The organism is Saccharopolyspora oryzae (assembly GCF_027853915.1).
Taxonomy (GTDB): domain Bacteria; phylum Actinomycetota; class Actinomycetes; order Mycobacteriales; family Pseudonocardiaceae; genus Saccharopolyspora; species Saccharopolyspora oryzae.
Genome location: NZ_JAQGLA010000082.1, coordinates 11,908 through 29,769, shown reverse-complemented (window position 1 = coordinate 29,769; position 17,862 = coordinate 11,908). Strand labels below are relative to the sequence as shown.

The window sequence follows — 17,862 nt, the reverse complement described above, 5'->3', positions numbered from 1 at the left end:
TTATTAGCAACCCACGACCGTCACGAGCTGGTCCGGGCGGTCGGTTGTCGGCGGGGCGTGACAAGCTGGGGCGGTGACTGGTCCTCTGATGCTCGTCGACTCGGCCGGGTTGTGGTTCCGCTCGTACTACGCCCTGCCCGACTCGCTGACCGCACCGGACGGCACTCCGGTGAACTCCGTGCGCGGCTTCTGCGACATGCTCGCCAAGCTGATCACCGACCGGCGCCCGGCCCGGTTGGTCGCCTGCCTGGACAACGACTGGCGGCCGCAGTTCCGGGTGGACGCGCTGCCGTCCTACAAGGCGCACCGCGTGGCCGAGGACGACCCGGACGCCGAAGAGGTCCCGGACACCCTGTCCCCGCAGGTCCCGGTGATCCTCGAGGTGCTCGACGCGGCGGGGATCGCCACCGCCGAGGCCGAGGGCTACGAGGCCGACGACGTCATCGGCGCGCTGGCCGACCGCGAGGACCGCGACCCGGTGGAGGTCATCACCGGCGACCGCGACCTGTTCCAGCTGGTGCGCGCCGACCCCACCCCGGTGCGGGTGATCTACATCGGCGCCGGGCTGGCCAAGGCGCAGGACTTTGGGCCCGCCGAGCTCGCCGAGAAGTACGCGCTGTCCCCCGACCGGGCCGGTGACGACTACGCCGACATGGCGGTGCTGCGCGGCGACCCGTCGGACGGCCTGCCCGGTGTGGCGGGCATCGGCGAGAAGACGGCCGCGAAGCTGATCACCCAGTTCGGCTCCCTGGAAGCCCTGCTGGCCGCGGCCGAGAGCGGCGCCTCCGGCCTGACACCGCGCGTGCAGGGCAAGCTCGCCGACGCCGCCGACTACCTCGCCGCGGCACCATCGGTGGTCCGCGTGGTGCGCGACGCACCGGTGGTCATCGACCGCCCGGACCCGATGCCGAAGTCCGAAGTGGACGTCGACCGCCTGCGCGAGCTGCAGAAGACCTGGGGCCTGGGCGCCAGCATCGACCGGCTCATCACCGCCCTCGAACTCTGATCTCCCGTTTCCGAGCTCGTTTCGCGTGGCGGCGCGGGTGGCGGAACACCATGCGCTGCCACGCGGGAACGAGTTCGTCAGGCAGTTCTTCCACAGCGGTCCAGGCCCACCGGGTCGTGCGCGCAGAACACCTCGATCTGATCGCGGTGCGCGGTGACCAGGTCCCGCAGCCGGGCCTGGTTGCGCCGCCGCAGCGGACCGTCGACCTGCACCCGGTTCTGGAAGAAGCGCAGCGCCGGGGTGCAGTGCGGGCGGTCGGCCATCTCGCCGTGGTGGAAGAACGCGTCACCGGCGTGCAGCAGCCACTTGCCGTCGGACCGCCGCACCGCGACCGCGGTGTGGCCGCGGGTGTGACCGGGCAGCGGCAGGAGCAGGATCTCCGGCGGCAGCCCCGGCAGGTCGCGCACCGCCTCGAAGCCGAACCAGCGCTCCCCGTCGGCACTTCCGTGAACAGTCCACTTCGGACCGTGCTGGAACTGGTGCTGGAGGTAGCGATCCCCGTCCAGACCGCGCACCAGCGCTTGGTGCTCGACGTCGTGGACGTGCACCTGGGCGTGCGGGAAGTCCGGTAGCCCGCCCGCGTGGTCGAGATCGAGGTGGGTCACCACGATGTGCCGCACGTCCTCGGGCCTGAAACCCAGGCGCTCCACTTGGGACGCGGCAGTTTCCGCGATGTCGAGCACCGGCCGGGCCATCCGCAGCCGCTGCTTCATCAACTTCGCGTGCGTGGTGACGTCCGGAACGCCCATGCCGGTGTCGACGAGCACCAGCCCCTGCTCGGTCTCGATGAGCAGGCAGTGGCAGATCATGCGCGCGGTGCCGAACCGGCTCCCGCCCTCGTTGACCAGCCGACCGCCGAAGGGCCGCATGGTCCCGCAGTTGAGGTGGTGGATCCGCATCAGTTCTCCTCCGCCCGCGCGCTCTCCAGCAGCACGATCAGTTGTTCGCCCACCGTTCGCAGCGGTGTGACGTCCCGTTGCACCTTGCTCAGCAGCAGCGCGCCCTCGATCATCGACAACGCGACCACGGCGAGGTTTCCGGCCTGGTCAGCGGGAATTCCCCAGGAGCCGAACCCCTCGGCCAGCTGCTGCTGCCAGCCTTCGTAGGCGCCGTCGCACGCGTTGCGCACGTCCGCGCTTTCCGCGCAGGCCTCCAGCGCGACCGTGGCGACCGGGCATCCGCTGCGGTAGTCCGACTCGACGAGCACCTGCTCGAAATGGCCCAGGATCGCCGAGACCGCTTCGCGCGGCTCCGCCACGTCCGCCAGCACCAGCGCCAACAGCTCGCCCACGTGCTGCCCGGAAGCCGCGACCGCCTCGGCGGCGAGCTGCTGCTTGCCCCCGGGGAAGTGGAAGTACAGCGACCCCCTCGGCGCCGAGGACTCCGCGAGCACCTGGTTGACCCCGGTGCCGTGGTATCCCTGCTGGTTGAACAGCTCCATCGCGGTCTCGAGCATCTGCTGCCGCGTCTGCGCACCCTTCTTCACGCAGAAAATATGACAGTCGGTCTACATATTTTCAACCCTGTCCTCAACCGGACCAAAAAAGGTCGTGAGTGCGTAACAGTGTTCGAACACTGTTACGCACTCACGACCGTCAGCGCCGGATCAGAAGTCGGCGACGTTCAGGAGCGGTTCCTGGATGCCGTCCGGATCCTGGGCCGGCCAGATCCAGTCCTTGGTGCCCGCCTGCCGGATCGCCTGCTTGACCTGGTCGGGACTGGCTCCCGGGTTCGTCGCCTTGTACAGCGCCGCCGCGCCTGCCACGTGCGGGCTGGCCATCGACGTGCCCGAGATCGTGTTGTACCCGCCGCCCTTCCAGGTCGACAGGATGCACGTGCCCGGTGCGATGACGTCGACGTCCGGGCCGAAGTTGGAGTAGTCGGCGATGGTGTCGTCCTGGTCCGCGCGGCAGGTCGACTGCCCGAGACCACCTGGTTTGCCGTCGAAATCGGCCAACGCGCTGGCGGTGATCACCTCGTCGTAGGCGGCCGGCGTCGACTGCGCCGCATCGGCGGCATCGTTGCCCGCGGCCACCACGAAGGTCACGCCGGCCGAGACCGCGCGGCAGATCGCCTGGTGCTCGACGTCGCCGTCGGTCTTGCCGCAGTTGCCGTCATCCGAACCGGCGCCGCCGAGGCTCATGTTGGCGACCTCGATCTCGTCGGCGTGCGCGGCCACGTAGTCGATCCCGCAGACCACGTCCGACGTGCTGCCCGCGCCTGCGTCGTTGAGCACCTTCACCGGCCAGATCCGGGCGCCCGGCGCCATGCCGACCACGCCCTGGCCGTCGTCCAGCGCGCCGATGGTGCCTGCGACGTGGCTCCCGTGGCCGTTGCGGTCGTCCGGGTTCAGCCCGAGCAGCGAGCAGTTCTTCGCACCCGCCCGGTTGACGTTGAGGTCCGGGTGGTCGAGGTCGACCCCGGTGTCGATCACCGCCACGTCGACGTCGACCCGATCGTCCTTGCCGTCGATGACCGCCGTCCCGCTCAGGTCGGCGTCGGCGCGGTCCACCCCGGTCGGCGTGGTCTGCTCGGTGGCCCGGACCTCGCGGTCCGGCTGGATCCAGGCCACCGACGGATCCCGTTCGAGCCGGTTCTTGGCGGACTCGGTCATGACGGCCGAATAGCCCGATACCGCCGATCGGTAGATGTGGTCGACCGACACCCCGAGCTGGTCGGTGTGCAGACGGGAGAGCAGGTTCGAATCCGCGCCGTCCTTGAGGACGACGATGTAGCGGCCCGCCGCGCCGCTGTCGAATTCCGCTTGAGCTGGGATGGCGCTCGCCCCGATCAGGGCGAACGCCGCGATCGCCGTACCAATGCTCCGTCTCATCGGACCTCCTGGTGAGCCATCGCTCGACGACTCCGTCCGGCGCGGCGAACCCGCGCCGTGGTGCGGAGTAGTAAAAGCAGGAGGAACCGGGAAAGGGGAGAGCGCGAAGCGGAAGAGCACTCGAATGTCCGTACCTGGAAAGGAAACCCTGCTCCGTCTGGAGCAGACGCGACCAACCCGGAAGCGCAGACCTCGGAGCAGCAACCGCTTCTCCGTCAAGCATTTCCGGGCAGTCACTGCCACAACACGCGCAGCAGCGGTGATTTCCCGTGCGGCGGCGTTCCACCTCCGACGAGGCGTCCACCGGTGGAACGTCGCCGTCAGGTCAGAATCCGGTTCCGCACCAGGGAGTTTCGAGCGTGGCGAAAAGCCGGTCGGCGTCGGCGATCGCCGCCGGATCGCGCACCTCGACGCGACCGGCCGCCACCAGGGCCGACATCAGTTGATCACCCAGGTACAGCGCGCCGAGCGTCGCGACGTCGAGGCCGAGCTGCGGCTCAGCGGTGGACCGCTCGACCCCGTCCGGGCCGATGCGGTAGCACCCCGCGTTGTCCGGCAAGAACTCGTCCCGCACCTCGACCACGACCGGCTCCGCAGCGCCGAACGTCCGCGCCCGCAACGCCGCGAGCACGTCCACCAGGCGCACCCACAGGTCGTCCTCGACCTCGGTCACCGCGCACCGGCGGCGATCGGTCAGCCACCACTCCAGCGGATCGTCCAGCGGCCGGACGTGACCCACCACGCGATCGACCAGGTCCACGCCGAGCAGGAACCGCCACAGCTGCGCCGCCGCCGTCGCATCGGCGGTCTTCATGTCGTGGACGTCCAGCACGGCGAGCTCACCGCGCTTGGGCTCGTACACCGCGAAGCCGTCGTCCACGCCGTCCTCGCCGGTGTGCACCGCGATCAGGCAGCCGTCGCCGAGGTACTGCCGCATCCCCGACCACCACGCCTTGTCCCGACCGATCTGGCCCGGCCGGTCGATCCCGCACCGCTGGTAGATCTCCGGCAGCAGCGGTTCGGCCGCCTCCCAGTCCAGGACCCGCACCTCGCCGCCCCGCGGCGCGTCCTCCCGGAACACGACCCGCGCGCGCTCGAGCTCCACCTTCCGGTGCCGGCTCGCCACGCCGTAGCCGAACCGCTCGTAGATGGTGGCTTCCGAGGCGTGCAGCATCGCCACCGGTTCGCCGCGCTGCCGCACGTCGTCGAGCTGCGCCCGCATCAGCCCGCGCAGCACCCTGCGCCGGGTCCGGTCCGCACGCACACCGACCCCGGTCACCGCACCGGCCGGCACCCGCCCACCGGGCACCGCGAGCTCGTTGGTCGTGGCCATCGCCGTGCCGGCCAGCTCGCCGCCGTCGAAAGCCCCGTGCACCCGCCCGAGCTCGTAGCGGCCGCTGCCCCGCGGCCAGTCCTCGTCCTTGACCGGTGGGAGCAGCAATGCCCGCCGGAACAGGTCATGGCTCGCCCGGAATTCCGCCTCCGCCAGTGCGCGTACTTCGATCACACCGCGATTGTCCCGATCATCCCCTTCCGGGGCGACCGATTTTTCACTTCGGGTGGCCGACCTCGTACACGCCCTTGTCGGTCTTGACGGTCACGGTGACGGTCTTGGGCTGGGAGTTGATCTGCACCTGGCAGTCGAAGCGGTTGCCGACCTGCACCGCCTGCCCGCTCGGGCAGGACACCGAACCGACCCCGGGCAGCCCGTAGGAGGTCTTCAGCGTCTGCTCGACGCCCTTCTCGACGCTGGAGGCGTCGAACACCGAGCGCACGAACCAGCCCGGCACGACGAAGCCCAGCACCAGCACCACGACGACCACGAGCAGCCCGGCCCCGCCGAGCACCCACGGCAGCGCGGAGCGCTTCTTGCGCTGCGGCGGAGCACCGAAACCGCCCTGCTGCGGGAACTGCCCGCCCGGCTGCTGGTGCGGCTGCTGGTAGGGCGGCGGGATCTGCTGCCCGTAGCCGTACTGCGGCGGCTGCGGCGGTGGCTGCGGCGCGAAGCCCGGCTGCGGGTAGCCCGCCCCGCCCTGCGGCATCCCGGCGTTCGGGGGCTGCTGACCCCAGTGGGGGTAGCCCCCCGGCTGGGGCGGGCCGTAGGGGGACGACATCTGCACCTCCGGACGAAGTTCCTCGCGACGATCGCGCGCCGCGGGGAAATCCAACCACAACCACCCGACCGCCCGAATCGGCCGGGCGGCGCCAACGGGACCGATCAGACCGCACCGGCCGCGACCACGCCGCGGCGGATCGCGCTGACCGCCTTCGCCGCGGCCGCGCCCACCGGGTCGGACACCCCGACCACCTCGCGGATCTGGTCCAGCAGGTCGATGACCTGGCGGCACCAGCGCACGAAGTCGCCCGCCGACAGCTCGTGCCCGCTGGACTCGGCCGCCGTGAGCACCTTCTCCAACGACTCACCGCGCGCCCAGCGGAACACCGGCCAGGCGAAGCCCGCGTCCGGCTCGCGCGTGCGGTTGAGCTTGTGCCGCCGCTCGTCGTCCTCCAGCTCCGCCCACAGCTGCCAGGTGGCCTCCAGGGCGTCGCTGACCGACCCGTGCGGCACCTGCGGGGCGAGCCCCTCGCGCCGCGACTCGTACACCAGCGACGACACCACCGCGGCCAGCTCGGCCGGGCCGAGCCCGCGCCAGGTGCCGACCCGCAAGCACTCCGCGGCCAGCAGGTCGGACTCGCTGTAGAGCCGGGACAACCGCCGCCCGTGCTGGGTGACCTGGCTGTCCTCCCCCGCCTCGGCGGGCAGGTAGTCGCGTTCGGTCAGCAGTGCGACGATCTTGTCGAAGGCGCGGGCCAGCGAGTGCGTGGTCGCGGAGACCTTGCGCCGCAGGTTCTCGTTCTCCGTGCGCAGCCGCTCGTAGCGCTCCGCCCAGCGCGCGTGGGCCTCCCGCTCGTCGCAGCCGTGGCAGGGGTGCGCCTTCATCGCGCGCCGCAGCGCCGCCAGCTCCGCGTCGTCGGTGGCGTCCGAACGCCGCCTGCCGCGACCGCCGGACGGCGACAGCCCCGTGTTGCGCAGCGTCGAGGCCAGGTCGCGGCGGGACTTCGGGGACCGGGTGTCGACGTGCTTGGGCAGCTTGAGCTTGCCCAGCGGCTCCACCGGCGAGGTGAAGTCGGCGACCGACAGCCGCCCCGACCAGCGGTCCTCGGTGACCACCAGCGGTCGCGGCTCGCCCATCGGCTCCAGCCCCGGGTCGATGACCACCGCCAGCCCCTCCCGGCGTCCGGCCGGGATCGCGATCACGTCGCCCTTGCGCAGCTTCTCCAGCGACTTGGCCGCCTCCGCGCGCCGCGACTGCCGGTTCTGCCGGGCCAGGTGCTTCTCCCGCTCCGAGATCCGGCGGCGCAGCTGGAAGTACTCGTCGAAGTCGCCGAGGTGGCAGTGCCTCGACTCGGCGTAGCCGGCCAGCGCCTCGTTGTTGCGCTCCACCCGCCGCGACAGCCCCACCACCGACCGGTCTGCCTGGAACTGCGCGAAGGACTGCTCCAGCAGGTCCCGAGCCGCGTCCTGCCCGACGCGCTGCACCAGGTTGACGGCCATGTTGTAGCCGGGCCGGAACGAGGAGCGCAGCGGGTAGGTGCGGGTGGAGGCCAGACCGGCGACCTGCTTCGGGTCGACGCCGGGCTGCCAGACGACCACCGCGTGGCCCTCGACGTCGATGCCGCGCCGCCCCGCCCGGCCGGTGAGCTGCGTGTACTCGCCGGGGCTGAGGTCCACGTGCGACTCGCCGTTGAACTTCACCAGCCGCTCGAGCACCACCGTGCGGGCGGGCATGTTGATGCCCAGCGCCAGCGTCTCGGTGGCGAACACGGCCTTGACCAGACCGCGCACGAACAGCTCCTCGACGGTCTCCTTGAACGCCGGGAGCAGACCGGCGTGGTGCGCCGCGAGCCCGCGCTCCAGCGCCTCCCGCCACTCCCAGTAGCCCAGGACCGCCAGGTCGCTCTCCGGCAGGTTCGCGGTGTGCTCGTCGATCACCTCGCGGATCTCGGCGACCTCGGCATCGCTGGTCAACCGCAGCCCGGCCCGCACGCACTGGGAGACGGCCTGGTCGCAGCCGTTGCGGCTGAAGATGAACACGATCGCCGGCAGCAGCCCGGCGGCGTCCAGCCCGGTCAGCACCTCCACCCGCGACGGCGGGAAGAACCGGGGCGGGCGCGGACCCTTGCGCTTGCCGTTGTTGGGGCCACCGCGCCGGCCCCCGTAGGGCAGGTGCACGCGGGCCAGCTGCTGGGTGTGGCGCAGCAGGCCCGGGTTGATCTGCAGTTCGCGATCGGCCGTCTCCCCGCCGAACAGGTCGAACATCCGCGGCCCGACCAGCATGTGCTGCCACAGCGGCACCGGCCGGTGCTCGTCGACCACGATGGTGGTGTCGCCGCGCACCTCCTGCAGCCACTCGCCGAACTCCTCGGCGTTGCTCACCGTCGCCGACAGGCTCGCCACCTGCACGTGGTCGGGCAGGTGCAGGATCACTTCCTCCCACACCGCACCGCGGAACCGGTCGGCGAGGTAGTGCACCTCGTCCATCACCACGTAGCCCAGCTGCTCCAGGCTGCTGGATCCCGCGTAGAGCATGTTGCGCAGCACCTCGGTGGTCATCACGACCACCTGGGCGTCGCCGTTGATCGAGGTGTCGCCGGTCAGCAACCCGACCGCGTCGCTACCGTGCACCTCGCACAGGTCGGCGTACTTCTGGTTGGACAGCGCCTTGATCGGCGTGGTGTAGAAGCACTTGCGCCCCTCCTGCAACGCCAGGTGCACGGCGAACTCGCCGACGATGGTCTTGCCCGCCCCGGTCGGCGCGCACACCAGCACGCCGCGGCCGGCCTCCAACGCCTGGCACGCGGTGCGCTGGAAGGGATCGAGCTCGAAGGACTGCTGCCCGGCGAAGTCGGTCAACTTCGGGTGCACGCCCCGGTGGGAAGACCTGGCGAACGCCTCGGCCGGGGACAGCTCGGTTGGGTTGGAACGGCTTACGGCCACACCCCAAGGTTTTCACATCCCACCGACCACCGTCTCGGAGCCTGGCGCCAGGGACGAGGATCCGTGACCGTTTTCGCAGGTGGGCACCCGTGAGCACTTGGTGTCGCTATGGCAACTCAAAGTACTCACGGGCTCTGACCAGGCAAAACGTCAGCCCACGACCTTCAGCGCGTCGGGGGCGGAGCGGATGGTCAGGGGGAGGCGGGCTTGGGGTTCTCCGTCGGCGTAGGCCAGCCAGCCGTTGTCGCCGCCCAGGCGGATGCGGCGGGCTCGGAGCGTGGTGACCGCCGGGTGGTCCACGTGGCGGCCGGTGCGCAGGGTCGGGAGGATGCTGACGAAGTCGCGGCGGGACACCTCGCCGACCAGGGTCACGTCGAGCAGGCCGTCGGTCGGGTCGGCGTCCGGGCAGACCGGGATGCCGCCGCCGTAGCAGGCCGTGTTGCCCACCGCGACCAGCGTGGCGGCCAGCTCGGTGACGCCGGACTCGGTCTCCACCCGCAGCGGCATCGAGTGCAGCCCGATCAGCTCCCGCACCACCGCCAAGTCGTAGCGGCGCTGTCCGCGCGGCCAGCGCATCCGGTTCGCCCGCGCGTTGACCCTCGAGTCGAAGCCCGCGCACAGCACGGTCGCGAACCAGCCCGCGCCCGCCGTCTTGCCGAGGTCGATGCTCCGCTTCTCCCCCGCCTTCAGCGCCCGCGCGACGGACCGGGCGGCAGCGGTGGGATCGCGCGGGACGCCCAGTCCCCGCGCCAGGTCGTTGCCCGTGCCGGCCGGGATCAGGGCGAGCGCGGTGTCGGACTCGGCGCACGCCTGCACCGCCAGGTGCGCGATGCCGTCACCACCGACCACGGCGAGCACGTCGGCACCGTCGGCCACGGCTCGCTTCGCCGCGGCAGCGGCGCCACCTGCGTCGGTGGCGATCACCGTCCGGAGATCGCACACGGCGCGGAGGTGACCGACGATTTCGCCGACGACCGACGCGGAGAGCCGACCACCGGCCGCAGGATTGATCAACAGCACACAGCGCACGAGGCAAGATCCTCACCCACCCGACCCCGCCTTGGCCAGTGACTCGGGCGAAAAAGACGTGAGCGGCGATGGTCGCTCTAAGGACCATCGCCGCTCACGTCAGGCAGGAACGTCAGGTGACGTCGTCGTGTTTGGGCGTCTGGGACGGTTGCACGTCCAGTTCCGAGGCGCGGAAGTCGATCTGGGACGCCTCGTCGAGGCCGACCTCGGTCAAGCCCTGGGCCGCGAGCTTCTTGGCCTTGCGCTTGTCGTTGGACCGGCAGATGACCATCGCGATGGTGAACAGCAGGCACAGCGCCGCGGCCAGCGCGAGCATCGAGAACGGGTCCTGGCCCGGCGTCGCGATCGCGGCGAACACGAACAGCGCGAAGACGATGCCGCGCCACCAGCTCTTGAGCTTGTCGTAGCTGACGATCCCGGCGAGGTTGAGCATCACCAGCACCAGCGGCAGCTCGAAGCTGACGCCGAAGATCACCAGGAGGAGCAGCATGAAGCTGATGTACTTGCCGCCGCTGAGCGCGGTGAAGAACGCGTCCCCGCCGAACCCGGACATGAACGACAGCGCCACCGGCAGGATGTAGTACGCCAGCACCGCACCGGCCAGGAACAGCACGGTCGCGCAGCTGACGAACAGCCGGGCGAACTTGCGCTCCTTCGCGTACAGGCCGGGCGTGATGAACGCCCACAGCTGGTACAGCCACACCGGGCTGAACAGCACCGCACCGACCGCGACACCGACCTTGAGGGTCAGCATGAAGATCTCGAACGGCTCGGTCTGCAGCAGCTGGCAGGTCCCGTTCGGGCTCAACCGCTGGGTCACCGGCAGCTGGCAGTACGGCTCCAGCAGGAAATCGCTGAGCGTGGGCAACCCGAAGGCCGAGTTGGAGAACCACCAGACCCCGAAGATCGCGCCGACGACGACCGCCGCGATGGCAACGCCCAACCGGTACCGCAGCTCGTAGAGGTGATCGACGAGCGTCATGGTGCCGTCCGGGTTGTGCCTGCGGCCCCAGCGACGGCGCTCCTTGCGGAACGGGTTCAAGCGACGCAGTGGACTACCCACCGTGTTGTTTCCGTCCTCAGTCAGTTCTTGTCGTTGCGCTGCTTCTCGTCGACCGGGGACGGCGACGCAACCGGGGGCGTGCTGGACTCACCGGAGGTCAGCTCCGGCTTGGCCTTGTCCTCGTCAGCCTTCTTCGCGGCTTCCTCGTCGGCCTTCATGCCGCGGGCCTCCGCCTTGAAAACGCGCGCGGACTGGCCGAGCGAGCGGGCCATCTGCGGGAGCTTGGTGGCGCCGAAGAGCAGCACCAAGACCAAGACGATGAGGATCAGCTCCCAGCCACCTGGCAAACCCATCCGAACACAACCTTTCGTGATGTCCCTGCTGGGCGACATCGTACGCGCGGCAGGGCGGGACAAATAGGGCCGATTGCGGCGTCAGCTGCGGCGGCGTTCGGCGAACGCCACCTTGAGCCCGGCGACGCGCGCCTTCACCAGGCCGCTGCGGTCCGCGAGGTCGTGGGCGACCTGCCGCTGCACGGACTTGAACCGGTTCACCTCCCGGAGCGCCCGGACCAGCAGCACCACGAGCAGGACCAGACCTGCCCCCAGCAGCACAAAACTCCACACGTACGGCACCCGGTCACCGTATCGGGCTCAGGTGGACGGGAGGTGACGTGCCCGTGCCAACGCGTCTTCGGCACGTTGACGCACGTCACAGGCGAGATCATCGGGGCTGAGCACCCGCGCCTGACCGCCCAGCCCGAGCAGCAACCGGCTCATCCAGCTGCGGTCCGAGTAGCGCATCCGCACCCGCGCCCGCCCGTGCGGCAGTTCGACCAGCTCGTCCACCTGGTAGTACTCGGCGATCCAGCGCGCGTCGGGCTCCAGCTCCAGCTCCGCCACCGACTGGTCGGGGGCGGGCCGGAACAGCCCGGCGGAAACGTCGGTGGGCTCGGCCTCCGAGGGCGGCTGCGCCGGTTCGTCGAGCACCTCGACCTCGTCGATCCGGTCCAGCCGGAACATCCGCACGCCCTGCGCGCTGCGGCACCAGGCCTCCAGGTAGCTGCGCCCGTCGATGAGCAGCAGCCGCATCGGGTCCACGGTCCGCTCGCTGATCTCGTCGCGGGAGGCCGTGTAGTAGCGGATCCGCAGCGCCCTGCGCCGCGTCGTCGCGTCCTGCACGGAGCCGCGCACGCCCGACCGGACCGCGCCCTCGCGGCCTTCCAGCCCGACGACGACGCCGGACGGGCGGGCTTGCCCGACCGCGTTCTCCACCTTCGCCAGGGCCCGCTGGACCGCGTCGGTGTCGGTGATCCCCGGAGTCTCGGCCAGCGCCCGCAGCGCCACCAGCAGCGCGGTGGCCTCCGACGCGGTCAGCCGCAGCGGGCGCCGCATACCCGCGTCGTAGGTGACGGTGATCGAGTCGCTCTCGAAGGACAGGTCGATCAGGTCACCGGGCCCGTATCCCGGCAGCCCGCACATCCACAGCAGCTCCAGGTCCTTGCGCAGCTGCCGCTGGGTGACGCCGAAGTCGGCCGCGGCGTCGGCGATCGGGATGCCCGGCCGGCTCAGCAGGTAGGGCACCAGCGCCAGCAGGCGCGGCAGTCGTTCGGTCGCACTGGTCACGACTGCTCCCCCGCCTCGCCCTGGTCCACCACGTCCAAGTGGATCTCGTGGATCGTCTTGCGCAGCGTGTCCGGCTCCAGCACCGCCACGTCCGCCCCGTACCCGGCGAGCCAGCCGGCCGCCGACTCCGGGTAGCGCAGGTCGAGCTCCAGCACGTCGCCCCAGTCGCCGCCGAGCTCCATGCGGTCGACGACCTTCGCCCGGCGCCGAGCGCCCTGCGCGCGCCCGTCCGCGACCCACACGCGGGCCAGCGTGGTGGGCGGCGCTTCGCGCTGCTCGCCGGCGACGAAGTGCAGCAGGTCGAGGTCCGGTGGGCGCTGGACCTGACCGGCCCGGCCGACGGCCTTGGCCTTGCCCTGGATCCGGGACAGCCGGAAGCACCGCGGCGCTTGCCGGTCGCGGTCGTGCCCGACGACGTACCAGCGGCCGCGCCAGGACACCACGCCCCACGGCTCGACGGTCCGCCGGTGCACGTCGGGGCTGCTCGGACGCCGGTAGTCGAACTCCACGACCCGGCCGCTCTCCACCGCCGCCAGCAGCGGCGCGAACGCGGGCTCGGTCGAACGCACCTTGGGTTCGACCGCGGACGAGACGCGCTCGTCGACGTCGACCCCGGCCGCGCGCAGCTTCAGCAGCGCGCCCCGGGCGGCCGCGGTGAGCTCCGGCGCGTCCCACAGCCGGACCGCCAGCGCCACGGCGGCGGCCTCGTCGGGTTCGAGTTCGACGTCGCCGAGCTCGTAGTCGCGCCGCGCGATGCGGTAACCGTCAGTGGCGTCGAAGGCCGAGTTGCGACCGGTCTCCAGCGGGATCCCCAGATCCCTCAGCTCTGCCTTGTCCCGCTCGAAGGTGCGGAAGAAGGCCTCGTCAGTGGGCGCGTCGGCATAGCCCGGCACGATCGCCCGGATCCGCTCCGCGGTGAGGTACTGGCGCGTGGAGAGCAGACACAGCACCAGGTTCACCAAGCGTTCAGCACGCACAGTGGCCACCGGAAAACTCTATCCCGCCCGTATTCGATCATGTGTTTGGGTCGGTGCGCCAGATCACTCGCGGGGCAGATGTTTCGCACGGGACATTGATTTCGGTCAGCGCTGAAGTCATCGCCAACATGAAATCGATTCGCTTCGATCGGCGCTGAAACCGCAGGGAACGTGAAAATAGTTTGCGATGATCACCCCGCGCCTACCCTGGGAACATGACCGATCGCGTCTTGATGATCACCGGGGCGTCGCGCGGCATCGGTGCCGCGACCGCGCGAGCCGCCGCCGAAGCCGGATTCCGCCTCGTCCTGACCGCCCGCTCCACCGATGCCCTGTCCGCGCTGGTCGACGAGCTGGGCGCGGACACCGCGCTGGCCCTCCCCTGCGACGTCACCGACTACGCGAACCTCACCGAGTCCGTCCAGCGCGCCGAAGACCACTTCGGCCGCCTCGACGCGGTCTTCGCCAACGCCGGAGTCAGCCTGCAGACCTCGTTCCTGGGCAACGATGGTGCCGACCCCGAGCAGTGGCGCGACATGGTCCTCACCAACGTCTACGGCGCCGCCATCACCGCTCGCGCCGCCCTACCGGCCCTCACTCGCACCAAGGGCCACCTGCTCATGACCGGCTCCAACGCGGGCCGCAACCTGCGCCCCGGGAACCTCTACTCCGCGACGAAGTGGGCGGTCACCGGCATGGCCCAGAACATCCGCGCGGAGTGCGTGGGCACCGGCGTCCGCGTCACCCTCATCCAACCGGGCATGGTCGAGACCGAGATGACCGCGGACACCCCGAACGTCCCCAAGCTGCGAGCCGAGGACATCGCCAACGCAGCCCTCTACGCCCTCCAGCAACCGCCCTCGGTCGACGTCAACGAGCTGATCATCCGCCCCACCGGCCAAGAGCGCTGAACCGCGAAGGGCACCTCCGAGCCGATCGGAGGTGCCCTTCACCCGGTGGGTCAGAGGGAGTTGATGAGGCGCTCGACCCGGTCGTCCACCGCGCGGAACGGGTCTTTGCACAGGACCGTGCGCTGGGCCTGGTCGTTGAGCTTGAGGTGCACCCAGTCCACCGTGAAGTCCCGGCCCGCGGCCTGCGCGGCGGCGATGAAGTCACCGCGCAGCTTCGCCCGGGTGCTCTGCGGCGGGGTGTCCTTGGCCGCCTCGATCTCGCCGTCCTCGGTGGCCCGGTCCACCAGGTCCTTGCGCTGCAGCATGTCGAACAGCCCGCGCCCGCGGCGGATGTCGTGGTAGGCCAGGTCCAGCTGGGCGATCCGCGGGCTGGACAGCTCCAGGCCGTGCTTGCCGCGGTAGCGCTCCAGCAGCCGGTGCTTGATCGCCCAGTCGATCTCCCGGTCGATCAGCGAGAAGTCCTGCTGCTCGATGGCGTCCAGCGCCCGGCCCCACAGCTCCAGGATCCGCTCGGTCATCGGGTCCGAACCGCGCCGCGCCACGTGGTCGACCGCCCGGCCGTAGTACTCCCGCTGGATGTCCAGCGCGGAGGCCTCCCGGCCGCCGGCCAACCGGACCGTGCGCCGCCCGGTCAGGTCGTGGCTGATCTCCCGGATCGCGCGGATCGGGTTGTCCAGGCTGAAGTCCCGGAACTGCACGCCCTGCTCGACCATCTCCAGCACCAGGTTCGCGGCGCCGACCTTGAGCAGCGTGGTCACCTCGGACATGTTGGAGTCGCCGACGATGACGTGCAGCCGGCGGTAGCGCTCGGCGTCGGCGTGCGGCTCGTCGCGGGTGTTGATGATCGGCCGCGAGCGGGTCGTCGCGCTGGAGACGCCCTCCCAGATGTGCTCGGCGCGCTGCGACAGGCAGTACACCGCGCCGCGCGGGGTCTGCAGCACCTTGCCCGCACCGCAGATGAGCTGGCGGGTCACCAGGAACGGCAGCAGCACGTCGGCGATCCGGGAGAACTCCCCGGAACGGCCGACCAGGTAGTTCTCGTGGCAGCCGTAGGAGTTGCCCGCCGAGTCGGTGTTGTTCTTGAACAGGAAGATGTCGCCACCGATGCCCTCGTCGGCCAGCCGCCGCTCGGCGTCGATGAGCAGGTCCTCCAGGATCCGCTCGCCCGCCTTGTCGTGCGTGACGAGCTGGACGAGGTCGTCGCATTCGGCCGTGGCGTACTCCGGGTGGGAGCCCACGTCCAGGTAGAGCCTGGCCCCGTTGCGGAGGAAGACGTTGGACGACCGCCCCCACGACACGACCCGTCGGAACAGGTATCTGGCCACCTCGTCCGGGGACAGTCGACGCTGCCCGTGGAAGGTGCAGGTGACCCCGAACTCGGTTTCGATGCCGAAGATCCGCCGCTGCATGACTCCACACTAGGCGCAAACACCGCTTCGCGGCGGTCCGCCGTTCGGGCACCTGTGGCGTGTCTTGGTCGCGAAAACGGTTGCACCGCGTCATCGACGTCTCCGACCGGACCGCTGAGCAGCGCACACGCCCCGCGGCGGCAGTGGCACCGGGGGGACCAGAAATCTCGGGCGACCACAGCATCTTGTGACTGCTGGGGAAGTTGCGACCGGACAACGCTTGGCGGGCAGCCGTTCGGGGAAACCGGCGCGGGAAGCACGAGTGCGGGGCACCGGCGACCGGTGCCCCGCACTCGTGGAGCTCTACCGCGACAGCGGTTCCTCGCGGAACCGCCGAAGGTCCCTACTTCCCGGCGGACTCGCCGTCCTCGGAACCGGACTCCTCGGACTCGTCCGAAGTCGACTCCTGCTCCGGGAGCAACGCCTGCAGCGCAGCGCCCTTGATGCGGCGGAAGGTCCGGTTCGGGCGGGAGCGGTCGAGGACCGCGACCTCCAGCTGACCGGCGCCCAGTTCCCGGTTGCTGTCCCCACCGGAGGACAGCGCCTCGATCGCCACCTTCGCCGCGTCGGCCAGTTCCAGACCGTCGCTGAAGGAGTCCTTGAGCGCGCTGGTGATCGTGTCGGCCTGCCCGCCCATCACCACGTACTGCGGTTCGTCCACGATGGACCCGTCGTAGGTCAACCGGTACAGCTGGTCGGTCTCCGCGGTGAAACCGACCTCCGCCACGCAGATCTCCACCTCGAACGGCTTGATCTGCTCGGTGAAGATGGCACCCAGGTGCTGGGCGTAGGTGTTGGCCAGCGAACGACCGGTGACGTCGCGGCGGTCGTAGGAGTACCCGCGCACGTCAGCGATGCGCACCCCCGCCACCCGCAGCGCCTCGAACTCGCTGTAGCGGCCCACCGCCGCGAATCCGATGCGGTCGTAGATCTCGGCGACCTTGTGCAGCGTCGGAGACGGGTTCTCGGCGACGAACAGCACGCCACCGGCGTACTTGAGCACCACCACGCTGCGCCCCCGAGCGATGCCCTTGCGGGCCAGCTCGGAACGCTCCCGCATCAACTGCTCGGGGGAGGTGTAGAACGGCATCGTCACGGCTGTGCACTCCTGGTTCGAATCTGCTCGCGAGTCGGATCGGGGCGGGCTCAGCCGCCGGGGTTCTCCAACCGGCCGTTGACGACCTCGGTGGCGACCGCGGAGGTCTGCTCCTCCGACAGCCGAACGGCACCGTCGGCGGCGGTGATGGTGATGACCGACGGGAAGATGCGCCGCGACAGGTCCGGGCCACCGGTGGCCGAATCGTCGTCGGCGGCGTCGTAGAGCGCCTCGACCGCGGCGTGCACCGCGGTGTCCTGGTCGGCGTCCGGGTCGAAGCGCTTCTTCAGCGCGGACTTCGCGAACAGCGAACCCGAACCGACCGCGTGGTAACCGGCGATCTCGTCGTAGCGACCACCGACCACGTCGTAGGACACGATGCGCCCGGCGCGCTCCGGGTCCTCGGCCTCGGTGTCGTAACCGGCGAACAGCGGCACCACGGCGAGCCCCTGCATGGCGGCCTGGAGGTTGCCGCGCAGCATGTTGGCCAGCCGGTTCGCCTTGCCGTCCAAGGAAAGCGAAATACCTTCGAGCTTCTCGTAGTGCTCCAGCTCGACCGCGTACAGCTTGACGAGCTCCTGCGCCACGCCCGCGGTACCGGCGATGCCCACCGCCGAGTAAGCGTCCGTGACGAACAGCTTCTCCATGTCCCGCTGGGCGATCAGGTTGCCCATGGTGGCGCGGCGGTCACCGGCCAGCAGCACACCGCCGCGGAAGGTCACCGCGACGATCGTGGTGCCGTGCGGGGCTTCCACCGTCCCCTCGGCCAGCTTCCGGCCGCCGGGCAGCAGTTCGGGCGTGGTGGACCGGAGAAAGTCGGTGAACGACGACGACCCCGGGGTGAGGTAGGCGGCGGGCAGTGCCTGACCCGGGAACTGGGTCGAGCTCGATTCCATCAGCGACATCGTCTCCCGATCGAAGGGCCTGCGACTGGTACGCACTCTAGTCAAGATCCGGCGCGCAGCGGACGGCGC

General features: G+C 70.4%; 17 protein-coding genes. 2 read left to right on the top strand and 15 right to left on the bottom strand.

From position 1 onward, the window contains the following. Nucleotides 1-88: 88 nt before the first annotated feature. Nucleotides 89-1,006: a 5'-3' exonuclease gene (locus OU415_RS31490; RefSeq protein ID WP_270953116.1), complete on the top strand. Its 918-nt coding sequence runs from the start codon at nucleotides 89-91 to the stop codon at nucleotides 1,004-1,006. A gap of 77 nt (nucleotides 1,007-1,083) precedes the next feature. Here the strand turns inward: OU415_RS31490 and OU415_RS31485 are convergent, their stop codons facing one another. The 12 genes from OU415_RS31485 to OU415_RS31430 all read right to left on the bottom strand — a co-directional run bounded on the left by OU415_RS31485 (nucleotide 1,084) and on the right by OU415_RS31430 (nucleotide 13,481). After that, a complete protein-coding gene (locus OU415_RS31485; protein ID WP_270953114.1) occupies nucleotides 1,084-1,905 on the bottom strand; it encodes an MBL fold metallo-hydrolase in 822 nt (273 codons plus the stop codon). Further along, nucleotides 1,905-2,492: a TetR/AcrR family transcriptional regulator gene (locus tag OU415_RS31480; protein ID WP_270953113.1), complete on the bottom strand. Its 588-nt coding sequence runs from the start codon at nucleotides 2,490-2,492 to the stop codon at nucleotides 1,905-1,907. The genes OU415_RS31485 and OU415_RS31480 overlap by 1 nt, the downstream gene beginning before the upstream one ends. A 120-nt stretch (nucleotides 2,493-2,612) precedes the next feature. Continuing rightward, complete coding sequence (locus tag OU415_RS31475; protein ID WP_270953112.1) at nucleotides 2,613-3,839, bottom strand: S8 family serine peptidase; 1,227 nt, start codon at nucleotides 3,837-3,839, stop codon at nucleotides 2,613-2,615. 325 nt (nucleotides 3,840-4,164) lie between these two features. Beyond that, nucleotides 4,165-5,346: a GNAT family N-acetyltransferase gene (locus OU415_RS31470; protein WP_270953111.1), complete on the bottom strand. Its 1,182-nt coding sequence runs from the start codon at nucleotides 5,344-5,346 to the stop codon at nucleotides 4,165-4,167. A 43-nt stretch (nucleotides 5,347-5,389) separates the two neighbouring features. Next, complete coding sequence (locus tag OU415_RS31465; RefSeq protein ID WP_270953110.1) at nucleotides 5,390-5,953, bottom strand: DUF4333 domain-containing protein; 564 nt, start codon at nucleotides 5,951-5,953, stop codon at nucleotides 5,390-5,392. A gap of 104 nt (nucleotides 5,954-6,057) precedes the next feature. Then, nucleotides 6,058-8,838: a DEAD/DEAH box helicase gene (locus OU415_RS31460; RefSeq protein ID WP_270953109.1), complete on the bottom strand. Its 2,781-nt coding sequence runs from the start codon at nucleotides 8,836-8,838 to the stop codon at nucleotides 6,058-6,060. Nucleotides 8,839-8,988: 150 nt separating this feature from the next. Further along, nucleotides 8,989-9,867, bottom strand: a complete 879-nt coding sequence (locus OU415_RS31455) for a diacylglycerol/lipid kinase family protein (protein ID WP_270953108.1) — start codon at nucleotides 9,865-9,867, stop codon at nucleotides 8,989-8,991. 112 nt (nucleotides 9,868-9,979) lie between these two features. Then, on the bottom strand, nucleotides 9,980-10,918 hold the full coding sequence (tatC, locus tag OU415_RS31450; protein WP_270953115.1) for a twin-arginine translocase subunit TatC: 939 nt from the start codon (nucleotides 10,916-10,918) through the stop codon (nucleotides 9,980-9,982). Nucleotides 10,919-10,950: 32 nt separating this feature from the next. Beyond that, nucleotides 10,951-11,223 (bottom strand): Sec-independent protein translocase subunit TatA, encoded by a 273-nt coding sequence (gene tatA, locus OU415_RS31445; RefSeq protein WP_270953107.1) that lies wholly within the window; start codon nucleotides 11,221-11,223, stop codon nucleotides 10,951-10,953. 81 nt (nucleotides 11,224-11,304) lie between these two features. After that, nucleotides 11,305-11,505, bottom strand: coding sequence for a bacteriophage holin (locus OU415_RS31440; RefSeq protein ID WP_270953106.1), 201 nt, complete (start codon nucleotides 11,503-11,505; stop codon nucleotides 11,305-11,307). An 18-nt stretch (nucleotides 11,506-11,523) separates the two neighbouring features. Continuing rightward, on the bottom strand, nucleotides 11,524-12,495 hold the full coding sequence (locus tag OU415_RS31435; RefSeq protein WP_270953105.1) for a helix-turn-helix transcriptional regulator: 972 nt from the start codon (nucleotides 12,493-12,495) through the stop codon (nucleotides 11,524-11,526). Further along, complete coding sequence (locus OU415_RS31430) at nucleotides 12,492-13,481, bottom strand: helix-turn-helix transcriptional regulator (RefSeq protein ID WP_270953103.1); 990 nt, start codon at nucleotides 13,479-13,481, stop codon at nucleotides 12,492-12,494. Before OU415_RS31430 ends, OU415_RS31435 begins: the two co-directional genes overlap by 4 nt. 206 nt (nucleotides 13,482-13,687) lie before the next feature. On the opposite strand from OU415_RS31430, the gene OU415_RS31425 reads away from it, so the two are divergent. Continuing rightward, on the top strand, nucleotides 13,688-14,383 hold the full coding sequence (locus OU415_RS31425; RefSeq protein WP_270953102.1) for an SDR family oxidoreductase: 696 nt from the start codon (nucleotides 13,688-13,690) through the stop codon (nucleotides 14,381-14,383). Between the two features lie 50 nt (nucleotides 14,384-14,433). Here the strand turns inward: OU415_RS31425 and pafA are convergent, their stop codons facing one another. The 3 genes from pafA to prcB all read right to left on the bottom strand — a co-directional run bounded on the left by pafA (nucleotide 14,434) and on the right by prcB (nucleotide 17,784). Next, nucleotides 14,434-15,792: a Pup--protein ligase gene (gene pafA / locus OU415_RS31420; protein WP_270953101.1), complete on the bottom strand. Its 1,359-nt coding sequence runs from the start codon at nucleotides 15,790-15,792 to the stop codon at nucleotides 14,434-14,436. Nucleotides 15,793-16,135: 343 nt separating this feature from the next. Beyond that, entirely contained in the window at nucleotides 16,136-16,888 is a 753-nt protein-coding gene (gene prcA / locus OU415_RS31415; protein WP_270953100.1) for a proteasome subunit alpha, read from the bottom strand. A 50-nt stretch (nucleotides 16,889-16,938) separates the two neighbouring features. After that, entirely contained in the window at nucleotides 16,939-17,784 is an 846-nt protein-coding gene (gene prcB / locus OU415_RS31410; protein WP_270953099.1) for a proteasome subunit beta, read from the bottom strand. Nucleotides 17,785-17,862: the final 78 nt, after the last annotated feature.

What these genes read in the sequence shown, in the direction of transcription:
- OU415_RS31490 (WP_270953116.1), top strand. Translation starts at nt 89, where the DNA reads ATGCTCGTCGACTCGGCCGGGTTGTGGTTCCGCTCGTACTACGCCCTG.
- OU415_RS31485 (WP_270953114.1), bottom strand. Translation starts at nt 1,905, where the DNA reads ATGCGGATCCACCACCTCAACTGCGGGACCATGCGGCCCTTCGGCGGT.
- OU415_RS31475 (WP_270953112.1), bottom strand. Translation starts at nt 3,839, where the DNA reads ATGAGACGGAGCATTGGTACGGCGATCGCGGCGTTCGCCCTGATCGGG.
- OU415_RS31465 (WP_270953110.1), bottom strand. Translation starts at nt 5,953, where the DNA reads ATGTCGTCCCCCTACGGCCCGCCCCAGCCGGGGGGCTACCCCCACTGG.
- tatA (WP_270953107.1), bottom strand. Translation starts at nt 11,223, where the DNA reads ATGGGTTTGCCAGGTGGCTGGGAGCTGATCCTCATCGTCTTGGTCTTG.
- OU415_RS31425 (WP_270953102.1), top strand. Translation starts at nt 13,688, where the DNA reads ATGACCGATCGCGTCTTGATGATCACCGGGGCGTCGCGCGGCATCGGT.
- pafA (WP_270953101.1), bottom strand. Translation starts at nt 15,792, where the DNA reads ATGCAGCGGCGGATCTTCGGCATCGAAACCGAGTTCGGGGTCACCTGC.
- prcB (WP_270953099.1), bottom strand. Translation starts at nt 17,784, where the DNA reads ATGGAATCGAGCTCGACCCAGTTCCCGGGTCAGGCACTGCCCGCCGCC.